Below are 24156 nucleotides of genomic sequence, written 5' to 3'. Positions count from 1 at the left end.
ATATACCGCCTAATCCTTTGGGCTTCGGTGGTTTATTTCCTCACCACCACCGCAGGGCGGTTTTTCGCCTTGTCGCTTGTCGTGGCTCTGTTTTACTTCGTGGCACGGCTTGTTCTCGCCCTTGCGTGGCGTCTGTTTGTCGGTTTCGTGTTCGTACTGATAATCATTCTTTTAATACTCTAAAATTTACCGATATGGAAACAAGGACATGGACAGAAAACGGAACACCCGTTACCAAGGAAAAGACGGTAGCCTTTTCGGGACACCGCACCAACCGTATAGCCAAGTTCACGGCAGACCGTGAGAAACTCTTCAGGGAGGTGGCGTTCGATACATTTGTAGCCATCGAGAGTTATTGCATCAAAAAAGGCTACGACACCTTTTTGTCGGGAATGTGCGAGGGCTTCGACCTTATCGCAGCAGAGGAAGTATTGAACCTTAAAAAGGAATACCCGCATATCCGTTTGAAATGCGTTGTCCCCTTCAAGGGACAAGCCGAGCGGTACACCCAAGCCGACAAGCGGCGTTACGACACCATTTTGGCGCAAGCCGATGAAGTGGTAACCTTGCAGGACGGATATACCGAGGGCTGTTTCCTACGACGTAACGACTACCTTTTGGAAAACTCCGCTTTTCTGATGGTCTATTACGATGCGGTAGCCGTGGGCGGTACGTTCTACACCCTCAAACGGGCGGTAGAGCAAAAGAAGAAGTTCGCGAACGTGTGCTATAACCGCAGGTAGCCCGCAAGGGCGGATTTTCCGCCCGCTACTTTCTTTCGTGAGCCGGAGCGGGGAAAGAAAGATAGCAAAGAAACCGATTGCCCGAACGGGACGGTTTGTCAAAAATCAAAAAGAACAAGAATAAACAATCAACTTAAAAATAACAGATTATGAAGACAAAAGCAAATCAATCAGCAGCAGAGAGAAACATCACGATGGTAGCATTGGCAGACATTCAGCCGAGCGGTTTCAACCCACGCAAGCGTTTCGATGAAACGAGCCTTTACGAGCTTGCCGAGAGCATCAAGCAGCAGGGCGTGTTGCAGCCCATCACCGTGCGACCCGTTGACGGGACAGACCGTTACGGGATTGTTTTCGGGGAACGCCGTTACCGTGCGTCCGTCATTGCGGGCAGGGACGAAATTCCCGCAATCGTAACCGAGTTGTCGGACGAGGAAGCCGAGGAAATGGCGATTACCGAGAACTTGCAGCGCAAGGACGTGACACCCGTGGAGGAAGCCGCAGCCTATCAGCGGCTTATCGAGAGCGGACGCCACACCGTGCAGACCTTGGCGCAACTCTTCGGAAAGAACGAGAACTACATCCGCACACGGCTGAAATTCACCGCCCTTATCCCCGAAATCGCCGCCCTCTTGGATGCGGATGAAATCACCATCAGCGTGGCGGCTGAAATCTGCCGATACGGGGAGGACATTCAGCGTGAGGTGTACGAGAAACATTTGCAGGACGAGGGAACGTACAACAGTTGGCGGGGACTGAAAGCCGCCGATGTCGCAAGGCGCATCGAACAGAACTTCACCACCGACCTGCAATACTACCGCTTTGACAAGACCGAGTGCGCCACGTGCGCACACAACACCAATAACTTGCTATTGTTCCGTGATGGCGGGTGCGGGCATTGCGCCAACCGCACGTGCCTTGCCGAGATGAACGCCTCTTTCCTCATGGAGCGAGCCGTGCAAATCATGCGGAACCAGCCGGAGGTGTCGCTCTGCCGTGACCGCTACACCGCCAACGAGACGGTGGTAGAACGGCTAACCGCTTCGGGCTACGAGGTGGAGACCCTTGACAGGTACACCGCCTTTCCAAACTGCCCGAAAGAACCCAAAGCCGAAAATTTCAACGACCCCGAACGCTACGGGGAAGCCCGCACCCGCTACGAGCAGCAATGGGCGGACTACATGGAGCAGGAGGAGGAAGTCACCCGCAGGAGCGGAGCGGGGGAAATCACCGTCTATGCCAAAATCGGGCAGAAGGAGATTACATTCTGTTACGTGGAGAACATGACCGAAGCGCAGACAGCGGACGGAACGCCCGCACCCGCACCGCTCTCACCCGTGGAGAAGTTGGAGAAGCAGGACGAGCGCAACAAGGAAATCGCACTCGAACGCACGGTGGAGGACACCAAGAAGCAAATCCTCGAAGCCGACATCACGGGCGGTAAGTTCAGTGCCGATGAAGATACCATGTTGTACTTCTTCCTTCTCTCCTCGCTCCGGAAGGAACACTTCGCAGCCGTGGGGATTGCGGAAGACAAGCAGTATATCACGGACGAGGACAAGATGGGGATTATCGGCAACCTCACCGTGAGGATGAAGACTATCATCCGCAGGGACTTCCTTGTAGCCAACTTCAAGGGAGCGTGCGGGAACAACACCGTGGCGACCCTCTTGCTTGACTTCGCACGCAGGCACATGCCGGAGGAACTCGCCAACATCGAAAGGGAGTACAACGGGGTGTACGAGAAGCGTCACCAGCGCATCGAGGAAAAGAAAGCCGTCCTATTGGTGCAGGAACGGGCAAGGGAGCGCAAGGTAACGCAACCCGAGGAACAACCGCAACCCGAAGAGATTGCAGCCTAAGGACAAAGGGCAGGGCGGAGAAATCCGCCCGCTACTTTCTTTCGTGAGCCGTGGCGAAAAAGAAAGATAGCAAAGAAACCGATTTTCAAACTTTCAAATTTTCAAACTTATGCGAACCGTACAGAGAACCTATACACTATTCGGCATTGCGGAACTGGAGGACGAAGCCCGTCAGAGAGCCTATACCGACTGGCTTGCCAAGGGAAACGATTACCCGTATGCTTCCGAGAACTGCGACACGCTCGAAGCCTTCTGCAACCTTTTCCGCATTGCCTGCACCAACTACCGTTACGACAGTTGCACATACGCTTACCGTTTCTATACCAAGCACGAGGCGGACACGGAGGAACTTTCAGGCGTCCGCTTGCTGGCTTACCTCTATAACAACTTCCATGCGGAGCTGTACAAGCCCAAGGTCTATTGGACGAAAGACCGCAAGAAAAGGCGCAGGAGCCGTATCTCCGTCACTTGCGAATGCCCCTTCACGGGCGTTGTGTCGGACGAAATCATCTTGCAGCCCCTCATGGACTTCATGCGCTCGCCCGACACACGGAATTTCAAGGAACTCATGCGTGACTGTCTGGAAAACTTCTTCCGCTCGTGCCGTGACGATTGCGAGTATTGCGAGAGCGAGGAGTATTTCACGGACGAGAGCCACAGGAATAATTGGGAGTACCTTATCGACGGGACACTTTTCAAGGAAACGGCATGAAGCGGGAAATCAGACAGAACGGGAAAACCGTCCTTTACAGCGAGGACGGTCATAGCATCCCCATGATATTCAACAACCTTGTCGGGAAGAACCTCAAAGGCAGGGAGTATTCGGACTATATCGCTTTCGTAGCCATTCCCGACATGGGATTTACCTACGGGAAGATAGCGTATTATTCGGATGGGAATTTAATCGCAACGGGGGAAATCACGCCATAACATCCCCCCTCTATGTTTCATCGCCGGAAGTCCGGGACGGGTAGCGATCCGCCCGGACTTCTTTTTTTACCCGCCCGTGGGAAAGGATTGACCCGATTTTCGGACGCACTTCTTTTTCTTTCGGTGAGCCGTGGGCGGGAAAAGACAAAGAAGCAAAAAGAAACCCCTTGACCCACCGGATTTTTTAGCCAAGCTCCACACTCATTTTTTAGCAAACCTACGGGGAAAAACGGACAAGTAGCAAGGCTGAACCTGACGGTTTTGCGCGCAATCTCCACACCTTCGGGTCGTATTCCACGCAAAAGCCTTGCATGAAGTCCGCTCTTTCCCCGTGCCCCAAAGCAAAAAATAAATGTTTCACTTTTAATTTTTTGCATTATGAATACACTGTCTTTTCCTCAAATCACCGTAAGTTACAAGGACGCTGACGCATCCAAGAGAGTTAGAATCCACTCTTCCAAGGAGTCTTACGACATCCTCAAGACCTTCTACGAGGACTGTATGCAGCACCACGAGGAGTGCTGGGCGATGTACCTGAACGGCGCAGGCAGGCTGCTGGGCGTCTCGTGCGTCTCACGCAGCGGCATGAACAGCACGGTGGTGGACATACGCATCGTCCTCCAGACGGCTCTCGTCTCCCACGCCTCGGGAATCATCCTCTCGCACAACCACCCGTCCGGCTCGACCGTGGCGAGCACGCCGGACAACAACCTGACCAGCCAGTTGAAGAAAGGCTGCGAGGCAATCGGCATACAGCTTTTGGACCACATCATACTGACCGAGGACACCTACCTCAGCTACATGGACGAGGGGATGCTTTAAGCGTCCCCTTTTTTGCTCGCTATCCTTTTTGCACTTCTTTTCTTTCGTGAGCGGGGCGGGAAAAGAACAAGAAGCAAAAGAAACCGGAAAGCGGCAGGGCGGATATGAAAAAAGCATCCCGAAGGATGCTTTCCATTTCGTCTGCTGCACAGCTCACGCTACATCTTCAATCCCCGTTTCCGCTCCTGCCGGATGTCGGAGAAGGAGAACTTCCCCGTCTCCTTGTCGAACTTCACCGACTTGTCCTTCTGCACGCCGTCCGGCGTCTCCATCCGTTTCACCTCCAGCGGCTTCCCGTTGTAGAAGTCCGTCATTTGCCGGTAGCTGAACTTTTCTCCCGTCAGGCTTTCCATCAGGCTGTTCAGCGTGTAGATGCTGTCTTGGTTACGCACGCTCTCCGGCACGAACTCCGGGTGGTTCCTCACCCAGTCCGGGTACAGTGTCTTCGCCATCAGGCAGACCTCCGGCGAGCGTTCCGCCCACGGGATCATCATCAGCGACTCCCGGCTGTGGGCGGCGCACCTGACATACACATCGGGCGTGAGCAGGCTTTTCGGCACTCCGCCACGACCGACGGCGGACATCCCCGACGTTTCCACCGCCACCCGCACCCGCTCCGGCGTTTGCAGGTGCACGGGCAGGATGCTGATGCACCTGCCGTCCAGCGGCAGCAGGAAGTCCGCCATTTCGCCGTTCATCACCTCCGGGCGGATAGCCACCGCCACCCCGTAGAGTTCTTCCGGGTTGTTCTCCCGGCACTCCTTCAGCACCTCCATGCACACCTCCGGGGACGGGATATGCTGGACCAGCCCCCGGTGGAAGTCGTTCCCGAATCCCGCTTCCGTTTCCAGCGCCTTCCGGCACAGTTCCGGAGTCTTCATCTCCTCGGGCACGTTCTCCAACTGCCAGCCGTCCTCTTCAACGGCGGCACGGCAGACCTCCGCCGTGCGGTCGTGCCTGCATATCATCTCTAAAGGCACCTGATACATTCTTTCTTCTCGTTCCATGTTTTTACATTTTTTCTTGTTATAAACCCCTTTAAACATCCACCGACAACACGCACATCCATCCGCCGCTCTCCTCGTCCGGCGTCCAGCATCTCGCCCGGACATGGCAATAGCCTTCATTCTCTATCCACTCCAGCAGGCTTTCCGCTTCATCGCATTCCGTTTCCGCCAGCAGTTTTCTATCCGCCTCCGAGAGCAGCGACTTTATGTTCACGAACTCACGCACCTCCGGGTATTGCGGCAGCGTGTCCGGCACGTCGATATGCACAAAGTATTTCCGGAAATAAAACCGGATTTTCCCGCTTTTCCGTTCCACGCCCCGGGCTGGACAAGGTGGCGGCACTTCTGTTTTCATCCGCCTTCCGGCATCGTGCACACGGTATCTTTGCAGCGTCAGCGTGCAGCACGGTGTCCCGTCCCTGCGCAGGTGAAATCCCCGTTCCGTCACCCGGAACAGCTCGTGCTCCACGACCCGGCGCATGGTCCGGCAGTCGTCCTTCATGTCTTCCCAGACCTCCCCGGCGGAAACCGTCTCCAGCATGGCGAGCGTTTTCTCCGACAGCAGGTTTTCCGGACATATATTGTCCCCCGCTTGTGGAAGGACAATGTCCGTCCGCCACTTCGAGGCATGCAGGGCTTCGGAAAATTCCGGTATGTCGAGGTATAAAACCAGATCATTCCGTTCCATCCCCGTCCTCCTTGTCGTTGTCCGCATTGAAGTCGAACTCCAGCTCGACCGCCTGACCGTCCGAGTCCTCCACCCAGACGGTGAAGCCGCTCTGTTCGTCCGACAGCGGGGTGTAATAGAGCCGGAACGTCTCTTTCTCCAGCGGGTAGCGGTCATTGGGCAGCAACGCCGTGCCGTCGTCCAGTTTGAGCGTGCCTTCCCCGTCGAAGAGGAACCAGCGGATCGTGTACCGGGTGTCCTCCCAGCGTCCTTCCCGTTTCAGCTCGCACCGTATCTCCGCCGTCTCGTTCACTTTCAGCTCCTTCGGGACGGGCATCGTCTCTACCGTGAACGGGTATTTCGTCTGAATGTCCAGCCCGTCATTACAGGCTGCGACCAGCACGAGGGCGGCCACGATGTAGCAGCCCGTGAGCATTTGATAGATTATCTTTTTCATATACTTTGCAATCAATCAGTTGTTATCGAATCATAAAACGTATTCCCACGCCGACCTGCGTGTGGAACTTCCCGCAGTCGCCACCGAACAGCACCCGTTGGCGACCGTTTACCAGCAAGACAATCTTGTCCGTCACGTAGGCGGACAGCTCCAGCGTCAGCGCACCCCCGTAGATGAAATTGTCTTCATCCGTGAGCCGGGAGCCGTCCGGCAGCAGGCTCTCGCCCCAGTTCACCGTCTCGTACCCAGCAAGGGTGGACAGCCCCAGTGCGGCGAAGAACGTCTTCTTCCGGTCTGACAGGAAGTTCAGGTAATAGCCGCCCTCGCCCGTGAACTGGCTCGCCGGATAGAGGCAGTCCCGGTAGCCGTACCGCTTCTCCAAGTATTCCGCACCGACCACCCAATGGTGGGCGTTCTTCGTGTAGGTGCTCACCGCTATCCCGGCGTGGTAGCCGAAGCCGTCGCCGTTTTTCCAGCGCATGTTGTCCGACAGCCCACCCGTGAGCTGTATGCCCCTCATTCCGGGCAGGCACCGTTGGGCGTGTGCCCGGTTGAAAGTCAGGCACACCCCGAAAAGCAGGATAATGAACAGTAACCTTTTCATCGCTTACTTGATTTTCAGTTCGTTAATCTGTCTTGCCGCCACGAGGTCGGCGTTCTCCACCCGGATGGTCTGGTGCCTGCCGCCGTCCTTCTCGAACAGCTCGATGACCAGCAGCTTGTCGTCCGGTATGGTGAACTGCGGGACGGCATACACCGTGCGCACGTCGCTTTTCCCCTCCGTCACCAGCACCTCGTTGTAGCTGCGCACCGGGTCTATCACCCGTTCCTGAATGGCGGTGCGCTTCGGCACTTTCTTGTCCACGATCTTGAACCGGATAAAGTCCGTCCGGAAAGCCACGTTCGACCTGTTCCTCGTTTCCGTGTGGAAATAGAACAGCCCGTTGTGCGAGTGGACGGATTTCAGGAGGAACTGCACCCCGAAGCGTTTGCAGCCCAAGTGCCGGATCTCCCGCCTGTCCTCCTTGTAGATGCTCTGCATGATCAGCTTCACCAAGAGCGGGCTTTCGCCCGCCAGCTCACGGAAATGGATGTTCATGCGGGTATGCGAAAAGTCCGTCGTGTCCCCGTTCTCCAAAAAATCCTTCATCTCGATGTTCAGCATCTCCGGCTCATGCGCATACCGGGCATTGAACGAGTAGAAACTCCCGTCCTCGCAGATGACGGAAAAGTTCGTTTCCCCCGGAAACCCTTCGGTCGTCGCCTTCACCCGGATCACGTTCTCCGCACCGTCCGCTTTCCCGGCGATAATCCGGTCGCTTCCCAAATCCACGTACCGCACCGCCGAGGGGAAGATGATATGCACCGTCTTGGCGAACGTCACCTGCACCCCGTGGGGCGTAACCATCTGCCGGTAGGGTAGCTTCCGTGTAATCCCCTGATACAGGTCGTTGCCCGTGGTCCGCCGTATCGTATCATTCACTTGTGCGTTCGCACCCGTCACCATGCCCACAAGCAGGGCGACCCATCCAAAAATCTTTTTCATTGTCTTTACTTTTTAATGGTTTTATAATTTATTGATTTATTGTTGTTTGGCGTAGAGCATCAGCGGATCACCCGCTTTCAGGTGCACCTTTACCGTGCGGAATTTCTTGGCGAGGTACTGGCTGCCGCCCTGCATCAGCCCACGGGTGATGTCCATCGCCACCTGTTGCCCGGCGCTCCGTGCGAACGAGATGCTCGTTCCCAGCCCGCCGCCGATGTTCGCCATCGCCTCCTTTGCCGCTTCCCGCTCCAGTGAGGTTTCTATGCACAGCCCTTTCATTCCCTCGTTGTCATAGACCGCCAACTCCACCGGCAATATGTTACCTTGGTACTGGACGGACGATACCGTGATGTCGAGCCGTTCCCCCTGCACCTTGCCTGTACCGGATACCACCGTATTGCGTGGGATAATCAGGTTTCCCGCCTGCAACGGTTCGAGCAGCCGGAGCTTCACCTGTTGACCGTCCATAACCGTCTGGTCTTGGTGGATGCAGGCGGCTATCGTGTTCTTCCCGAGGGCGTACCCGCTGCCCACCGCCGTGTTGAAGCCGTAGTTCCTCGGCTGGCTGTACCGCCGCATGAACTCCGCATCGCTTAGGGGCTGTCGCAGCCCCGATACCGTCCGCTCCCGTGCCGCCTGCACCGCCACGGCGGGCTGTCCCAGACCGTTGCCGCCCTGCCCGGTGGCGGGTGCCTGCACGGTTGCGCCGTCCTGCCCGTTCTGCCCCATGTACTTGGCGGCAAGCTCGTAGCTCTTCTCCATCAGTGCCACCTGATCGTCGATTCCGCCCGCCTGCCGTTCCCTTTCTTCCAGTTTGGCGGTCAGCTCCTCCACCTGCCTTTTCAGCTCCTCCTTTTCCCCGTCCACCTTCGGCTCCTCGTAGAACGAGCCGAGTTTCCGGTTGATGTCCCGGTAGGCGGCGACGGAGGAGCGGCCGCCGCTGTTGCCCGAGTAGTCCCTGAACGGTTCCCGTTCCGGCTCGCTGTCCGGCAGTTCCATTTCCACCCTGTCCGTATCGCTCTCTTCGGAGAAGGCGAAGTCCTCCAGCGAGCGCACCTTCTCCGCCTGCCGCCTTTCCGCCTGCGCCTGCTCGTAGGCTTTCCGCTTGTCGCCGATGATCCCGTCGTTCTCCGGCAGGGGGATGTCGGCGTTGAACGCCCCCACGGTGTCCCGGTTCACGTCCCGCTCTTCCGAAGGTGCGAATATCAGCCACATCGAGCCGAGGAACAGCAAGCCCATCAGCGGATATACCATCAGCTTTTTCCGTTGCTGCAACTGTTTCGGGGTGAGCGGCTTGGCAGTCTTCTTCTCCTTTTTCCCGCCGCCCTTGTCCTCTTTCTTTCCGTTCCCCGTCTCCGGGGCTGCGGCATCCGCCGCCTTTACGTGCTGCGTTGCCGTTGCTTTTTCTTGGTTCTGTTCTTCCATCATGTCAAAAATTTATGGTTGTCCTACATTCTGATTCTCCTTCCCGGAGGCTTCCTTCTGCCTGTCTCTCCGGTTTGTCGCTTGCCGGGCGGCTCCTTTTGTTCCCGCCCGACCGACACCGTGGGGCTTGCCCGGTTGTCCGCCCGCAGGTGCGCAGCCTTCCGTTCCCGGCTTGCCGCCTTTTCGGGGAACAGCCTCGCTTCCAGACCTGCCAGTTCTTTCGCCGCACGCTCCCGGATGGCACGGTTGTGGCGTCCGATGGCGGCTTCCGGGTAGTCACGGGAGAGGTCGCCGTTGTCCTCGCTCAGGTGGTAGTCCCACCTCAGCCGGGCGATGCCGGCAAAGTCCTCCGTCAGCCCGTACTTCTCCACCGTCTCCTTCGGTACTTCCCGCTGACCGTCCCAGCCGTGGCGGGCGAGCCCGTGGAGCAGCGCCCGTTCCGCCTTCACCGCTTCCAGATAGTCGCCGGGCAGTCTGCCGCCCGTCTTCCTCTCGTAAAGGGCGGCGGCTTGCCGCATCAGCTTTCCCCGCTCGTCCGCCTCCCGCAACTCGATCTGTTCCATGACGGTGTGGTTGTCGCCCCGCATCTCCTCGTTCCATTCCCGGCTCAGTTCTTCGAGCCTGCGGTAGCCTTCCGCCAGCCCGTGGCGGATGGCCACCGAGTCGTCCGGTTTCTCGCCTTTCAAGGCAAGCCTTTTCAGTGCGTCGAGGTCGCCCTCCCTCATGCAGCAGTTCAGCAGCCGGTGCGCCGCATCCCGTTCCGCCTGCGCTTCGGGGGATAACGGCTGCGGGGCGTTGCGCCTCGTGTACTCGTACTCCAGCACCTTGTATTGCGCCGACAGACGCAGCATCGGGCTTTCCGCCGCCTCCTTCACGCTCCGGGGGATTGCCGTCCCCTCACGCATCCCGTAACGGGTCTCTTTCAGGGCGTCCATGACCGCCCGCCATTCGGGATAGCCCGTCTGGTACACGTACCGGAAGAACCTGTGTTCCAGCAGCAGCTCCGCCTGTTTCCTTGTCACCTCCGGGCAGTCCCGGTAGTCCCTGACGGACTGGAGGATTGCGCCGGCATCCGCACGCCTCTTTTTCAGCAGGCTTCCGAAATACGCCGTTACCTGCCTCATGTTCCGCTCCTCCTGCCGCTCCCGGCGGCGGAGCAGCCACTCACTCAACCTCTCCACCAGTCCCATGCCGTCCGCTTTCAAAGGGGTTGACAATACTGTCATTGGGTAGTTGCAGGCGCCTGATATGCTCTATCCCCAGTTCCTTCCCGTCGTTCCTTCCGATGCGGTAGATGGCGGAGACGGTCATATAGACCGACAGTGCGCCGAACGCCACCAGCATCACGAGGATGATTGCCACACGCATGTCGGGCGAGATACGCCCGGCGAGGCGGCGGAGCTTCCCGTCCGCCCAATCCTGCGCCTTTACGATGAACTTGCCTATCATGTCCGTCAGCGTTTGAGGGTCTGCAAATCCTTGTTCTCCGTGACCTCGAAGCCCTCGATGATGAAGCCCTGCGGGTTGTTGTCGCTCCTGACCGCATCCAGCAGGCGGCAGCGGGTCACAAGGCTGCGCTCCGTAACCGAGCTTTCCCGCAGGATGATCTGCCGGGCGAATGTCCGCACGCTGTACGGGTACTTGTCGAAGTCGCACCGCAGGCTGTCTATCTCTATCATCTGGTTGATGTTCCCCGAGATTATCCGGTTGTAATACCCCTTTTCCGAGAGGTCCTTGTAGTAGTTGAAGGCGCTCTTGTCCGCCAGCAGCAGCGAGCGTTTGATGTTGCCCTCGATAGCCGACTTGTCGGGCGAGAGCGTGAAGAACAGCTCGTGGAAGCGGCGCACGTGCTCCCGTGCCTCCACCGGGCGGTTCTGCCGCACGTCCTGCGAGAGTGCCAGCATCAGGCTCTTGCCGTTGTCCAGCACGTAGATCTTCTGCCGCTGCGCCTCGGCGAAGCTGTACGACTTCCACAGGGCGAAGCCCGTCACCACGGCGCACAGGCTGGCGAATACCAGCGTGAAGAGCCGTATCTGCCTGAAGCTCGTTTCTATATTTTTCAAACTTTTAAATTCCATGTTTCCGGTTTTTTATTCGTTATGACTCATGTTCTTGGGACATCCGCCGCTACTTGATGATTTTTCCGGCGATGTTCCCCACGGCTGCGCCCGCACCCGCTGCGGCGACGTTGCCTACCTTCGTGGCGGTCTGGTTCATCGCACGGTTGGCGTGGCTCACCCCGCCCGCCATGATGATCCAGTTGGCGACGGTCGGTATGGTGAAGTACCCGAATATCCCGATGATTAAAAAGATGATGTACACCGTGTTCGAGCTGTCCGGGATGAAGGTCGGGTCGCTCATCGCCTCGATGTCACGGGTGAGCATCAGCACTTGGATCCGTGCCAGCACCGAGCTGAACAGGTCGCTCACGGGCAGCCACATGTAGATGGAGATGTACCTCGTTATCCACTGCGTGAGCGTGCTCTGGAACCCGTCATAGACCGAGAGGGCGAACGCTATCGGACCGAGGATGGAGAGGGCGATCAGGAAGAACGTCCGTATCGTGTCGATCACCAGCGCAGCCGACTGGAACAGCAGTTCGAGCAGTTCTTGGAACCACAGCCGGATGCTCCGCTTCATGTTGTACTCCGTCCGGTCGATGTACATCACCGCCATCGTCTTCAAGTCCTTGGGCGACCAGCCCAGCTCGTCGAGCTTCTTGTCGAAGTCCTCCTTGCTCGCCAGATACGCCTTCTCCGGGTCACGCCGGAACGCCTCCCTCTCCAGCGTCTCCTTCTGTTCCCGGTATCGGTTCATGTCGAAGGTCTGTGATTCGAGCATCCCGTGGCAGCCCTTCACCACGGGCGAGAGCACCGTGTTGATCGTGCCGATGACGAAGGTGGGGAAGAAGAGGATGCACAGCCCGATGGCGAACGGGCGCAGCAGCGGGTACACGTCGATGGGCTCGGCACGGGCGAGCGCCTGCCACACCTTGGCGGCTACGTAGAACAGCGCACCCAGCCCGGCGATTCCCTTGGCTACACCCGTCAGCTTCTCGCAGAGCGGCATCATGTCCTGATACAATGCCTGCAATATCTCGTGCAGGTTCGTGAAGTCTATCGCTAACAACATAGTCCTGTATTTTTATTATATGTACGCATACATTATTATATATTTGCCCGCCTCACCAGTAACGGTCTTCCGCATCCCCGTAGAGAGCCACCACCCGGTCGGCGTCCTTTTTCTTCTTCGCCCGCAGGTAGCTCACCGAGATGTTCTTGTCCGTGTAATACTGCACGAGGTTGCGGTACTCCAGCAGCCGCTTGTAGCTCTGGTCGATGATCGCCAGCCGCTCGGCGTCCGAGAGCGACATCCCCGTCACGTTCACCACGTTCTTCAAATCTTGCAGGATGTCCGCGCTCTCGGAGAGCAGCTTGGCGTACCCGAACGAGATGGTTGACAGCTCGTCCGGCGTGTAGTTCGGGTCGCCGAGCATCTTCTGGTAGTTGCGCACGTAGATTTCCGAGATGTCCGCCACCATCTCGATGGACTTCTTCACCTTCACGCCGCCTTTCACCACGTCATGCACCGCCTTGAGCGCATCGTAATACTTCCGTCCCTGCTCGAATATCTTCGCCGTCTCCTTGAACCCGTCCAGCGTGTGCTGTGCGGTGGCGGAGGTCTCCACGATCTCCTTGGTCGTGTTGATGATGCCCTGCGCCAGATTGCCGGGATCGTGTACGACCCACTGGGCGTTGGCCGCACCTGCCGTCAGGCACGCCACGCCCACGATGATTGCCTTTATCGTTCTCATGTCCTTACTGTTTTAGGGTTCCGTCACTCTTTCTCCTGTACTCTCCGCCCGGCGACAGCCGGATGCGGTCTTTCTCCCGGTCATAGTCCATCATCACGGCGAAGCCCGTCTCGATGAACAGCACCCCTTCCGTTTCCCGGACGAGGTAGGTCTCCGCTTCACTGCCGCCCGTGTGGTTCCTGTGCATGACCGTCACACGGTACCTGCCGTCCTCTTCCCAGAGGGTGAAGGGCGGCTTTCCGCCCGTGCTGACCCATTCGCCGCACATCTTTTCCAACCGTTCCGCATTTGTCTCCTTGCAGGAAATGACAAACGCCAGCGCCGCCGTCACCGCCGACAGCAGCAGGATTAAATTCAATCGTCTCATCTTGATTCCGTTTTTTTAAGTTTTACAAAATTTTATTCTCTCCATGCCGTTTAGCCGTTTGTACATCCAGCCGTTTAGCCAGCCAGCCGTTTAACCGTTTGACCGTTTAGCCGTTTGGTCAATCATCCGACCCTTCAGCCGTTCGTCCGGTCAATCAACAACCCGTCCGGCAACCTGTCCGCCACTTCAGCGCATCGGCACATTATTTATACTTCGTCTCTGCCAGCCGCTTGATGGCAAGTTCCAAGTCGCCGCCCAGCTCTTCCGCCAGTGCGAACACCTCCGTCTTCTCGCTCTCCTCGGTGGTATAGGTCAGGTACTCGGCAGCCGACACCTCCGTGGCGTACACCGCCGACTGCACCCCGTTCAGACCGATCCACACCTCCTTGTACTTCCGTCCGGGATGGTTGGAGAGGTTGATGGAGAGTATCTGCGACTTCTCCTTGTCCGTCAGACCGAGCATCGACTGGATGCCGTCGAACTTGTTCATGTACTTCTTCTGGTCCAAAAGGATCTTGCAGTCCGAGTTGGTGATGATAGCCTCCTTCACGATGGGGGACGAGATAATATCATCGACTTCCTGCGTGACGACAATCGCCTCGCCGAAATATTTCCTGACAGTCTTGTACATATATTTCAAATACTCACTCATACTCGGCGAGGAAAGGGCTTTCCAAGCCTCCTCGCAGATCAGCATCTTCCGCACCCCTTTCAGGCGGCGCAGCTTGTTGATGAAGGCTTCCATGATGATGATCGTAACCACGGGGAACAGCTCGGCGTTGTCCTTCACGGCGTCGATCTCGAAGACGATGAACCGCTTGTGCAGCAGGTCGATGTTCTCGTTCGAGTTCAGCAGGAAGTCGTAGCGCCCGCCCTTGTAATACTGCCGCAGCGTGGTCAGGAAGTTGTCGATGTTGAAATCCTCCCGGCTCACCTTGATGTCCCTTGCAGCCAGCTCCTTCCGGTAATCGTTCAGCATGTACTCGTAGAAGGTGTCGAACGAGGGGGCGATGTCCCGGTTCTGTTGTATCCGGCGGATGTACGCCGACACCGCACTGCCCAGCTCGCCGCTCTCCGTCTTCGTGATTTTCTCGTCCTCGCCCTTCCACAGTGCCAGCAGCAGCGTCTTGATGCTGTCCTTCTTCTCCACGCTGAACTTGTAGTCGTCCGTGAAGAAGGGGTTGAAGCTGATGGGCTTCTCCTCCGTGTACGTGTAATAAATCCCGTCCTCGCCCTTGGTCTTGCGGTGGATCAGCTCGCACAGCCCTTGGTACGAGTTGCCCGTGTCGATCAGCACGATGTGGCTGTTTTGCTCGTAATACTGGCGCACGAGGTGGTTCATGAAGAACGACTTGCCGCTCCCGCTCGGACCGAGGACGAACTTGTTGCGGTTCGAGATCACCCCTTTCTTCATCGGCAGGTCGCTGATGTCCAGATGCAGCGGTCTGCCCGTCATCCTGTCCGCCATCTTGATGCCGAAGGGCGAGAGCGAGTCCTTGTAGTTCGTCTCCTCGGTGAAGAAGCACAGGGCTTGCGGGATGAACGTGTAGAAGCTCTCCTCGAAGGGGAAGTCCCCCTCGTTGCCCGGTATCGCCGCCCAAAAGAGCGTCGGCACGTCCACCGTGTTGTGCCTCGGCTTGCACTCCATCAGGGCGAGCTGGCTGCCCACCTCGTTCTTGATGCGCCTAAGCTCCTCCCGGTCGTCGCTCCACGCCATCACGTTGCAGTGGCAGCGCACCGAGGTCAGCCCTTTCGAGTGCGCCTCGTTCAGGTATTCCTCGATCCATGCCTTGTTGATCTGGTTGGAGCGGGAGTAGCGGGAGAGCGAGTGCATGTTCCGGGCGGTCTGCTCGAAGCGTTTCAGGTTCTCCCCGTGGTCGTCGATGAAGATGTACTGGTTGTAGCAGTGGTTGCAGTCCAGCAGCAAGCCCACCGGGGCGGCGAACGACAGGCGGCAGTCCGAGCGGTCGGTCGAGAGCCGCTCGTAGCGGCTGTCCGTCGCCACCTTGCCCGGCAGGTCTTCCGTGTCAGAGAGGGTGTGCAGGCAGAGGATGTCGTCGCCGATGCGCATCTCCTCCGGGTTCAACTGGATGTCCTTCAGTACCGTCGTGTCGTGCTGCGAGAGCGAGAGGTACTTCTCCACGATGCCCGCCGACCGTTCCGTGCCGGTGATCTCGTCCGTCGTGAGGCGGCGCAGCGTCACCAGCCCGCTGTCGTTCATGATCTTCTCGAACTGACCGACCGCTTCGATGAACCTCGTAACCGTCTCCCGGTCCTCGATCTCCTTGGGGACAAGCCTGCCCTTGCAGAGGGTGGAGAACGTGCTTTCCTGACGGCTCCGTGCCTTCGTCGTCTTGGTAAGGAACAGGTAGCAGAAGTGGTTCAGGAACGGGCGTTCGTTGAAGTGCCTCTCAAAGCTCCGGCTCAGGAAGCTAAGGTCGTCCCTGTCCGTTTCCGGCCGGTACTTCTCCTCGATGAAGAAGTCCTGCTTGTGCACGATGGAATACTCCGGCAGCACCTTCACCGCCTTGTGCCAAGCCGAGTGGACCGCCTCGTACTCGCTTCCCGTGGCGGAGAACAGTTCCGGCAGTTCCACCCTGAAGGCGACCGTCACGTCCGCCTCCTTGCTCACGATGCAGCCGTTCTCCACCGCCAGCAGCGGGAACTTGCTTTCGAGCGTCGCCGCTTTCATTACGTTTCTCATTCTTGCCAGTGTTTAAAGGTGAATAATCGGGGGATTTTCAGGCGGTTCACCACGTACCTCGGATGCCGCCTGCGGGCGGCTGCCTTCATCAGCCCGTGCGTGCCGTACCGGGCGTTCAGCCGGAAGGTCAGCCATACCAGCAGCGTAGCCGCAGCCACGCCGAAGCCGATGCACACCCACTGGTTCACGCCCGCCATGTACAGGATGACGAACACCACGAACACGGCGAGCAGACCGCTGCAGAAGATGAAGAGGTACTGGCTTTCCAGCCCCTTGAACTCCACGTTCCTGCCGATCCCCTTGTTGATTTCCAAGTCCATAGTCCGCTGTTTTACAGGAAGAACGAACGGAGGATGGTAGCCGCCACGATCAGGAAGATGCAGGCTCCGAACCAGCTTGCGGCGACTTTGCTCACGTCCGGATCGCCGGCGCTGAACTTCCCGTACACTTTCACCCCTCCGATCAAGCCGACCACCGCACCGATGGCGTAAATCAGTTTCGTCCCCGGCTCAAAATACGAGGTGACCATCTGCGTGGCTTCGGTGATGCCCGCCTGCCCGTTTCCCTGCGCCATTGCGCCCACGGCAGCCAGTATGCAGGCCGCCGTAAAAAAGATTCTTTTCTGTTTCATTTGTCTTTAAAATTTTAATTAAACATTATGGTTGTCCATCAGCCGGGCGACACGCTCACGTGCGCCCTCGAACTCGTCCAGCATCGCCTCCCAGATGTCCGACCCCATCACGGACGGCAGCACCTCACGGGCTTCCCGCTCCGCCTTTTCGCCCGCATCGTCCGACACCAGTACCCGGCGCACCTTTTTCAGGTCATCGAAGGAGTACCCCGTGGCGAAGTCGGGGTTGCCGTCCGGGTAATAAGCCCCTAATTCCTCTTCCTCCTCCAGTTCCCGGATCTCCTCCGGCGTGGGTTCATAGTCCGTCTCCTCCTCGTCCTCCTCCGGCTCGATGTCGGAGTAGTCCGCCCCGTCGTCCTCCGTGGCGGGTTCGTCCACGGCTCCGGCTGCCGCTTCCTCCCCGTCCTCCGCTGCGAAGGGCAGGTAGGTGCTTTCTCCCATGACCGTGTACGGCTCGCCCGGTTGCCCCGGCTCCTGATCCGGCTCGTCCGTGCCTTCGTCCGTCTCCGCTGTACCGAACATCCCGGCGATGTCCTGCCGGTAGTATTTCCACAGCACGGCGAGGTAATAGAGCAGCAGGACGGTGAGCGATAATTTCAGTATCATGCCGTTTCCTCCTTCCTTTTTAAAAGAGGTTCTCCAGTTTCCCGGCGTATGCCGCCTCGATCTCCTCCCGGTATTGCTCGAAGTGCTGCGCCAGCACGTTGTCGATGTATGCCGAGAGCGACACCTTGCCGCCCGTCAGCATCACCGAGATTTTGGCGATGCGCTCGTGGTACTCACGGCGCACATAGACCGGCTTGCCGTAGCGGGCGGGGATGTCCATGCCCTTGAGGAAGGTCGTCTCGTAGTCCGCCTGCCTTCCCTTGCGCCGTCTTGTGTCCGCCGCCTTCCCTTCCTGCGCCTTCTCCACCGGCACGGCGGTTTCAACCTTTCCGGTTCCCGGTTCTCCCGTCCCTGCCGCCTCGCCCGCCATCATCCGCATCAGCAGCTCCTCGTCGATGGGCTTCTCATTCCGCTGTTTCTTCATAGCCTTCCAGTTTGAGGATGGTTGCTATCTCACGGGTCAGTTCGGGGATGCCGCTGCCTGCCAGCATCCGCCTGTCGGGAGCCAGCAGCGTGGAGCGGAACACCGTCCGTCCCGTGCCGTCCGCCTCCTTGCGGAAGCGTTTCGTGTCGGGGATGCGGGTTTGCAGCATCGGCAGTCCCATGTCGGCGACCACCTGCCCGTACTTCTCGTACAGCCCGCTCGTTTCCCGCTTGTCGACTTGGTTCCAGAAAAGGTAAAGCCCCTTCAGGCGGCTCGTCTCCTTGCCCAGCATCATCCGTTGCAGCACGTCGAGGAAGGAGAGCGTGCTTTCCAGCACCGCCTTGTCCGCACTCACCGGGGCGAAGATGTAGTCCATCTGTGCGATCGTGCGCAGGATGCCCGCCGAGTTCACCGTGCCCGGCAGGTCGAAGAAGAGCAGGTCGTAGCAGCCTTCCGCCGCCAGCTCCCTTGCCGTGTCGGGGGCTTGTTCCACCCGGCACTTGCGCACCGGATAGGCGGCACGCCCCGGCTGCCGCATCTGTTCGTAAGCCGCCCGTTTCAGGTATTCGTTCTCCAGTACCGCCCGGCTGTCACGCTCCCGCATCTCGTACAGGCTGTACTGCGGGAAGTCGCAGTCGATCACCGCCAGCGGACACCCCAAGCGGTAGTGCAGGTAGCCCGCCACCAGCACCGTGATAGCCGTCTTGCCGCTGCCGCCTTTCTGTGTGGCGAAAGCCACGTTCAATGTCTGTCTGTCCATATCGTCATTCTGTTGGTTATTCATCCGGCTGCCCGTGCAGCCGCTTCTCTGTTCACTCAATCGGTCAGCTTTTCAGCTACTCTGCCGTTCATTCATCCGTCCGTTCATTCGTTCATTCATCCGGTCATACATTCAGCCCGGCATCCATCCAATCATCCGGCTGTTCAGCCGTTTGACCGTTTAGCCGTTTAGTCATTTAACCGTTTGGCTGTTTAGCCGATCGTCCGGCTGGTTATCCGGTTGTCCGTCCGTTTGTCCGGCAAGACCGTCAGCCGTTCGGCTGTCCGTCCGGTCGGCTATCCGGTTGTTTCCTTGTCTATCCGGACAGTCGTTTCACCGCTTCCACGGCGCAAAGGAATATCAAAATACCGGTAGTTTATCCGTTTGATTATCAGCGTGTCGTGCATTGTCTTCCCACCCGTAGGTTTGTCGCATCCGGGCATGGTGTCCGGACGGGAAAAGGGCTGTTACTTTGCATGCGGAAACCAAAATGGAGTAAGAATGGAAAAGAGCGGCAACCGCCCGAGGGAGTGCCCCGGCACTCCGCAGCAGGCAAGGGCATCCCCAATCTGTCCGGCAGGACGGATTTTATTTTCAAACGAAAATGGCAAGTTGTGTGCTGCGGCACTCGAAATGAATTTCGTGCCTCACCACCACCTTGCCCCCTCGATGTGGCATCCCCCTCCGGAGTCGGGGGCTGCTCACGGGGGAGAGCCGTAGGCATACGGCGTTTTCAGACCATGTTTCACTTAAAATTTTACAGGATGATGGACAACCAGAAGAAGTATGCGGGCAACCACGGGCGAAAGCCCAAGCCCGACAAGATGCGCCACCGCTACGTGTTCCGTCTGGACGACGGGGACAACGCCCGTTTCCTCGCGCTTTTCGACGAGTCGGGCAAGGCGACCAAGGCGGAGTTTATCGTTTCCGCACTTTTTGGCAGGGAGATTAAGGTCATTAAACTGGATAAGGGGACGCAGGATTTCTACATGCGCCTGACCACTTTCCACTCGCAGTTCCGTGCCATAGGCACGAACTACAACCAATGCGTGCGTGCGCTCAAATCCAATTTCTCGGAGAAGAAAGCCCTCGCTTTCCTCTACAAGCTGGAGCGGCACACCCTCGAACTGGTCGAGTTAAGCAAGCGGATTTCCGCACTGGTGGAGGAGTTCCAAAGCAAATACCCCGTCCGATGATAGCCAAGATCTCGCATGGCAGCAGCCTGTACGGGGTGCTTGCCTACAACCAGTTGAAGGTGGACGAGCGGCACGCCGACGTGCTTTTCACCAGCCGGATTATCGAGCCGCAGGGCGATAATCCTTACACGATAGGGCATCTTTCCCGCTCGTTCGGCGACTACCTGACCGCCAACCGCAAGACCGAGAAGCCCGTCCTGCACATCTCCCTCAATCCCGACCCGAAGGATTGCTTGAGCGAAGAGCAGTTTGTCAGCTTGGCGGAGGAGTATATGCGGCGCATGGGCTTCGGCGACCAGCCCTATATCGTCTATCGCCACAACGACATCGGGCGGGAGCACCTGCACATCGTCTCCGTCCGGGTGGACGAAACCGGACGGGCGATTTCCGACAGCTACGAGCACGGGCGTTCGATGAAGGTATGCCGGGAGCTGGAACGGCAGTTCGGTCTTGTCCCGGCTACGCCCAAGCAGTGGAAGGAGGGGCTGCCCTTGTCGCCCGTCGGTTACGGGGACGGCAACCTCAAGGGGCAGTTGGCGGGAGTCATCCGCCCGATTGCCCGGGAGTGGCGTTTCCGTACATTGGGCGAATACCGTGCCGTCCTTTCCCTTTACGGCATCACGGTGGACGAGGTGAAGGGGGAATACGGCGGGCGGGAGTATCACGGCTTGACCTATTCGGCAACCGACAGGGAGGGCAACAAGGTCGGCAAGCCCTTCAAGTCCTCCGTGTTCGGCAAGGAGGCGGGCGTCGCAGCCCTCGAAAGGCGGATGCATAACGCTGCCGCATGGGAAAAGACCCACAGGGAGGTCGCCGCCGCCACCGCCGGAAAGGTTGCAGCCGCCATGCAGACCGCAGGGCATGACCGGGCGCAGTTCGAGCGGGAACTCATGCGGCAGGGAATAGGCGTGGTATTCCGCACCAACGATGCCGGGCGCATCTATGGGGCGACCTTCATCGACCATGCCGCCAAAGCCGTCTTCAACGGCTCCCGTCTGGGCAAGGAGTTCTCCGCAGGCGTGTTCAACGACCTTTTCGCCGGGCAGGATACCACCGGACTGGCATCACAACAGCACCAGCCGGAACATTCCCACATCACCGAATGGCAGGAGCAGCACACGGGCTACCGTCCCGACCACAAGGACGGCACCACCCAGAACGTGGCGGCCGCCTTCAACCTCTTTGCCCCCGTACCCGGCGGAGCGTCCGGCGACCAGCCCGTACCGCCCCGAAAAAGGAAGAAAAAACGCAAATATGGAAGGCAACAGTAACAATGCCCAATGCCCATCCGCATGGCATACCGACCTCATTTTCGCAGCGTAAAGCGGAACGCAGCGATTTTCGGATAAGGACAAAAAGCTGTTTGAGCGTAGCGAGTTCTTTTTGTCCCCGAAAATTGCGAAGTGGAGTAGCGAGAAAATGCAGTCTTGACTTTTTCTTTTTGGTATCTTTTTCTTTTGTGTCAAGACAAAAGAAAAAGTACATATACATAATAAAACGAAGTTTTATCATTAATTTTCAACGAATTATGCAAAACGAAGACGATTTGCGTGGACTCGCCAAAGTCATGGAGTTCATGCGTGCGATAAGCATTTTATTTGTAGTGGTAAATATTTACTGGTTCTGTTACCAGTCCGTCCGGGAGTGGGGCATCGACATCGGTGTGGTCGATAGGATATTGCTCGGCTTCCAGCGTACCGCCGGGCTGTTCTCCAATATCCTCTGGACGAAGCTCTTCTCCGTGCTGTTCCTTGCCCTTAGCTGCCTCGGCACAAAGGGCGTGAAGGAGCAGAAAATCACGTGGCGCAGGATCATCCTTTGCGGCGTGTCCGGCTTGCTGCTCTTTTTCGGCAACGGGTGGCTGCTTGCCCTTCCTCTGCCGCTTCCGGCGGGCACCGTGCTGTATATCGCCACCCTTACCGCCGGGTATATCTGCCTGCTCATGGCGGGGCTGTGGATGTCCCGCCTGCTGAAGACCGACCTGCTCGAAGACGTGTTCAATGTCGAGAACGAATCCTTCATGCAGGAGACCGAGCTGAAGGAGAACGAGTATTCCGTCAACCTCCGCACCCGCTTCTGGTTCAGGGGCAGGGCGTATGACGGATGGATCAACCTTGTCAATCCCTTCCGTGCGACGATGGTCTTGGGCACGCCCGGTTCGGGCAAGTCCTATGCAATTATCAACCAGTACATAAAACAGACCATCGAGAAGGGCTATTCGCTCTTCCTGTATGATTTCAAGTACCCCGACCTCTCCGAGATAGCCTACAACCACCTGCTCGCCCACTTGGACGGCTACAAGGTCAAGCCCAAGTTCTACGTGATAAACTTCGACAATCCGAGGGAGAGCCACCGCTGTAACCCCATCCACCCCGACTTCATGACCGACATATCCGATGCCTACGAGAGTGCCTACACGATTATGTTAAATTTGAACCGCACGTGGATTTCCAAGCAGGGCGACTTCTTCGTGGAATCGCCTATCATTTTGTTAGCCAGTATTATATGGTATCTCAAAATCTACAAGAACGGCAAGTATTGCACCTTTCCCCATGCCATCGAGTTCCTGAACCGCAAGTACGCCGACATTTTCCCTATCCTGACCTCGTACCCGGAGCTGGAGAACTACCTTTCTCCCTTTATGGACGCATGGGAATCCTCGGCGGTGGAGCAGTTGCAGGGGCAGATTGCCAGTGCCAAGATACCGCTTTCCCGCATGATTTCCCCGGCTCTCTATTGGGTGATGACGGCGGACGATTTCACCCTCGACATCAACAATCCCGAAGAGCCGAAAGTGCTGGTAGTCGGTAACAATCCCGACAGGCAGGGCATCTACGGGGCGGCGTTGGGACTGTACAACTCCCGTATCGTGAAGCTCATCAACAAGAAGAAACGGCTCAAATCCGCCGTGATTATCGACGAGCTGCCCACCATCTATATGCGTGGGCTGGATAACCTGATTGCCACCGCCCGAAGCAACAAGGTAGCCGTCATGCTCGGCTTTCAGGATTTCAGCCAGTTGAAGCGTGATTACGGAGACAAAGAGTCCGCTGTAATCTGTAATACCGTCGGCAATGTATTTGCAGGTCAGGTAGTTGCCGAAACCGCCAAGACACTGTCCGAGCGTTTCGGCAAGGTCTTGCAGAAACGGCAGAACATGACCATCAACCGGAACGAGACCTCCGTCTCCATCAACACCCAGATGGACAGCCTCATTCCGGCGAGCAAGATTTCTAACCTCACGCAGGGCATGTTCGTCGGGGCGGTAGCCGACAACTTCGACGAGCGCATCGAGCAGAAGATTTTCCATGCCGAGATTGTCGTGGATAACGAGAAGGTCAGACGGGAGACCGCCCGCTACGTGAAGATACCGCAGATCATCGACTTCACCGACAAGGACGGCAACGACACCATGCAGCAGCAGATCGACGCCAACTACTACCGCATCAAGAACGAGGTCAGGCAGATTGTCGCCGACGAGATCGGGCGCATCAAGGCAGACCCGGAGCTGTCGCATCTGATTAAGGACAAGTGAGGATAAAAATACCCCGTCGGCAAGAACAAGCCGGCGAGGTCCTTTTTATCGGGTATGGTGTTTTTCGGCATGAAGTAATGGTTAAGTGGGCAAAATACATTATTTTTGTAATGATATGGATAAGGACAATCGCAAATACCGGATCTGCTTCATCGACTATATGTGGTATGTAGCCGAGATATGGCACGAAAGGGAGCATACCAACCTTAACGGGCGTATGCTGTTGTTCTTTTGCTGGCTCTTTGCCATACTCGTACCGCTTGGAATACCGTTGATGTTTCGCTATTTCAGTTGGATTGTTGCTTTTGCCGTAGTGATGATGCTCTGCTTTCTTCCCGACTTGTTCTGCCAGCTCCGCTACACAGCCGGGCAGCGTGAAGCACTCCGTGAATATTACGGAAAGATGAAACATCCCGGCAGGAAGCTCGCCAAAATAGTCCTTATCGCTATCGCTCTGACTGTGGTGAATGTCGCACTGATGTTTCACCTCGGATTTATACATTGGGCATGATAAACGGCAGGAGAATAAGCATCGGTTCTATCTCTGGGATTACTTACATATCGGCTAATTTCCATTTCACGGCAGAAGCCGAAACATCATCATCGTTCCGCTTTAAGCAGTAGTGCTGTTTGCTGCTAACATTTTATTGTGTCAATTCA

General features: G+C 57.3%; 29 protein-coding genes. 10 read left to right on the top strand and 19 right to left on the bottom strand.

Annotated features, from left to right (window positions below):
- The first annotated feature begins 194 nt into the window (after nt 1-194).
- From DXB58_RS10825 to DXB58_RS10800, 5 genes are all read left to right on the top strand, one after another.
- Complete coding sequence (locus tag DXB58_RS10825) at nt 195-743, top strand: SLOG family protein (protein WP_032581444.1); 549 nt, start codon at nt 195-197, stop codon at nt 741-743.
- 149 nt (nt 744-892) lie between these two features.
- A complete protein-coding gene (locus DXB58_RS10820) occupies nt 893-2605 on the top strand; it encodes a ParB/RepB/Spo0J family partition protein (RefSeq protein ID WP_117913022.1) in 1713 nt (570 codons plus the stop codon).
- A gap of 109 nt (nt 2606-2714) precedes the next feature.
- A complete protein-coding gene (locus DXB58_RS10815; protein ID WP_118032922.1) occupies nt 2715-3317 on the top strand; it encodes a hypothetical protein in 603 nt (200 codons plus the stop codon).
- The gene (locus DXB58_RS10810; RefSeq protein WP_118032923.1) at nt 3314-3535 is read left to right on the top strand and encodes a hypothetical protein; all 222 of its coding nucleotides are present in this window, start codon (nt 3314-3316) and stop codon (nt 3533-3535) included. Before DXB58_RS10815 ends, DXB58_RS10810 begins: the two co-directional genes overlap by 4 nt.
- A 378-nt stretch (nt 3536-3913) precedes the next feature.
- Complete coding sequence (locus DXB58_RS10800; protein ID WP_004326124.1) at nt 3914-4357, top strand: RadC family protein; 444 nt, start codon at nt 3914-3916, stop codon at nt 4355-4357.
- 158 nt (nt 4358-4515) lie between these two features.
- On the opposite strand, the gene DXB58_RS10795 is transcribed toward DXB58_RS10800, so the two are convergent.
- From DXB58_RS10795 to DXB58_RS10710, 18 genes are all read right to left on the bottom strand, one after another.
- On the bottom strand, nt 4516-5364 hold the full coding sequence (locus DXB58_RS10795) for a hypothetical protein (RefSeq protein ID WP_117873692.1): 849 nt from the start codon (nt 5362-5364) through the stop codon (nt 4516-4518).
- A 31-nt stretch (nt 5365-5395) separates the two neighbouring features.
- Entirely contained in the window at nt 5396-6052 is a 657-nt protein-coding gene (locus DXB58_RS10790; protein ID WP_117913015.1) for a hypothetical protein, read from the bottom strand.
- The gene (locus DXB58_RS10785; protein WP_117873658.1) at nt 6039-6488 is read right to left on the bottom strand and encodes a DUF3872 domain-containing protein; all 450 of its coding nucleotides are present in this window, start codon (nt 6486-6488) and stop codon (nt 6039-6041) included. The genes DXB58_RS10790 and DXB58_RS10785 overlap by 14 nt, the downstream gene beginning before the upstream one ends.
- Before the next feature lie 22 nt (nt 6489-6510).
- Nucleotides 6511-7092 carry a conjugal transfer protein TraO gene (locus tag DXB58_RS10780; RefSeq protein ID WP_117913013.1) on the bottom strand — a complete coding sequence of 194 codons (582 nt, stop codon included), beginning with the start codon at nt 7090-7092 and terminating at the stop codon, nt 6511-6513.
- Nucleotides 7093-7095: 3 nt separating this feature from the next.
- Nucleotides 7096-8034, bottom strand: coding sequence for a conjugative transposon protein TraN (gene traN, locus DXB58_RS10775; RefSeq protein ID WP_117913011.1), 939 nt, complete (start codon nt 8032-8034; stop codon nt 7096-7098).
- 36 nt (nt 8035-8070) lie between these two features.
- A complete protein-coding gene (gene traM / locus DXB58_RS10770; RefSeq protein WP_117913009.1) occupies nt 8071-9462 on the bottom strand; it encodes a conjugative transposon protein TraM in 1392 nt (463 codons plus the stop codon).
- 20 nt (nt 9463-9482) lie between these two features.
- Nucleotides 9483-10649, bottom strand: a complete 1167-nt coding sequence (locus DXB58_RS10765; RefSeq protein ID WP_117913007.1) for a hypothetical protein — start codon at nt 10647-10649, stop codon at nt 9483-9485.
- The gene (locus tag DXB58_RS10760) at nt 10624-10908 is read right to left on the bottom strand and encodes a TraL conjugative transposon family protein (protein ID WP_117913005.1); all 285 of its coding nucleotides are present in this window, start codon (nt 10906-10908) and stop codon (nt 10624-10626) included. The genes DXB58_RS10765 and DXB58_RS10760 overlap by 26 nt, the downstream gene beginning before the upstream one ends.
- A 5-nt stretch (nt 10909-10913) precedes the next feature.
- Nucleotides 10914-11537: a conjugative transposon protein TraK gene (traK, locus tag DXB58_RS10755; protein ID WP_009017677.1), complete on the bottom strand. Its 624-nt coding sequence runs from the start codon at nt 11535-11537 to the stop codon at nt 10914-10916.
- Between the two features lie 49 nt (nt 11538-11586).
- On the bottom strand, nt 11587-12591 hold the full coding sequence (gene traJ, locus DXB58_RS10750; RefSeq protein ID WP_057097673.1) for a conjugative transposon protein TraJ: 1005 nt from the start codon (nt 12589-12591) through the stop codon (nt 11587-11589).
- 52 nt (nt 12592-12643) lie between these two features.
- A complete protein-coding gene (locus tag DXB58_RS10745; protein WP_004327366.1) occupies nt 12644-13273 on the bottom strand; it encodes a DUF4141 domain-containing protein in 630 nt (209 codons plus the stop codon).
- 4 nt (nt 13274-13277) lie between these two features.
- Nucleotides 13278-13640, bottom strand: coding sequence for a DUF3876 domain-containing protein (locus DXB58_RS10740; RefSeq protein ID WP_010992658.1), 363 nt, complete (start codon nt 13638-13640; stop codon nt 13278-13280).
- Between the two features lie 202 nt (nt 13641-13842).
- A complete protein-coding gene (locus DXB58_RS10735; protein ID WP_118032924.1) occupies nt 13843-16344 on the bottom strand; it encodes a TraG family conjugative transposon ATPase in 2502 nt (833 codons plus the stop codon).
- Nucleotides 16341-16664 carry a DUF4133 domain-containing protein gene (locus DXB58_RS10730; protein WP_118032925.1) on the bottom strand — a complete coding sequence of 108 codons (324 nt, stop codon included), beginning with the start codon at nt 16662-16664 and terminating at the stop codon, nt 16341-16343. The genes DXB58_RS10735 and DXB58_RS10730 overlap by 4 nt, the downstream gene beginning before the upstream one ends.
- An 11-nt stretch (nt 16665-16675) precedes the next feature.
- The gene (locus DXB58_RS10725; RefSeq protein ID WP_004327362.1) at nt 16676-16975 is read right to left on the bottom strand and encodes a DUF4134 domain-containing protein; all 300 of its coding nucleotides are present in this window, start codon (nt 16973-16975) and stop codon (nt 16676-16678) included.
- 18 nt (nt 16976-16993) lie between these two features.
- On the bottom strand, nt 16994-17581 hold the full coding sequence (locus DXB58_RS10720) for a DUF4122 family protein (RefSeq protein ID WP_118032926.1): 588 nt from the start codon (nt 17579-17581) through the stop codon (nt 16994-16996).
- Between the two features lie 19 nt (nt 17582-17600).
- Entirely contained in the window at nt 17601-18005 is a 405-nt protein-coding gene (locus tag DXB58_RS10715; RefSeq protein ID WP_118032927.1) for a DUF3408 domain-containing protein, read from the bottom strand.
- Nucleotides 17986-18765 carry a ParA family protein gene (locus DXB58_RS10710; RefSeq protein ID WP_009017669.1) on the bottom strand — a complete coding sequence of 260 codons (780 nt, stop codon included), beginning with the start codon at nt 18763-18765 and terminating at the stop codon, nt 17986-17988. Before DXB58_RS10710 ends, DXB58_RS10715 begins: the two co-directional genes overlap by 20 nt.
- A gap of 12 nt (nt 18766-18777) precedes the next feature.
- Here DXB58_RS10710 and DXB58_RS10705 point away from each other — a divergent pair, with 12 nt between their 5' ends.
- Entirely contained in the window at nt 18778-18957 is a 180-nt protein-coding gene (locus tag DXB58_RS10705) for a hypothetical protein (protein ID WP_155272538.1), read from the top strand.
- Between the two features lie 104 nt (nt 18958-19061).
- Here the strand turns inward: DXB58_RS10705 and DXB58_RS27725 are convergent, their stop codons facing one another.
- Entirely contained in the window at nt 19062-19208 is a 147-nt protein-coding gene (locus tag DXB58_RS27725) for a hypothetical protein (protein WP_155144538.1), read from the bottom strand.
- 324 nt (nt 19209-19532) lie between these two features.
- Here DXB58_RS27725 and mobA point away from each other — a divergent pair, with 324 nt between their 5' ends.
- From mobA to DXB58_RS10675, 4 genes are all read left to right on the top strand, one after another.
- Entirely contained in the window at nt 19533-19961 is a 429-nt protein-coding gene (gene mobA, locus DXB58_RS10695) for a conjugal transfer protein MobA (RefSeq protein ID WP_004327358.1), read from the top strand.
- A complete protein-coding gene (mobB, locus tag DXB58_RS10690; protein WP_118032929.1) occupies nt 19958-21232 on the top strand; it encodes a conjugal transfer protein MobB in 1275 nt (424 codons plus the stop codon). The genes mobA and mobB overlap by 4 nt, the downstream gene beginning before the upstream one ends.
- Before the next feature lie 257 nt (nt 21233-21489).
- Nucleotides 21490-23496, top strand: a complete 2007-nt coding sequence (mobC, locus tag DXB58_RS10680) for a conjugal transfer protein MobC (RefSeq protein WP_118032931.1) — start codon at nt 21490-21492, stop codon at nt 23494-23496.
- Between the two features lie 115 nt (nt 23497-23611).
- On the top strand, nt 23612-24007 hold the full coding sequence (locus tag DXB58_RS10675; protein WP_118032932.1) for a hypothetical protein: 396 nt from the start codon (nt 23612-23614) through the stop codon (nt 24005-24007).
- Nucleotides 24008-24156: the final 149 nt, after the last annotated feature.

It is taken from the genome of Bacteroides sp. OM05-10AA (assembly GCF_003439055.1).
Classification (GTDB): domain Bacteria; phylum Bacteroidota; class Bacteroidia; order Bacteroidales; family Bacteroidaceae; genus Bacteroides; species Bacteroides intestinigallinarum.
The sequence above is the reverse complement of the archived record's forward strand: the minus strand, read 5'-3'. Positions and strand labels throughout refer to the sequence as shown.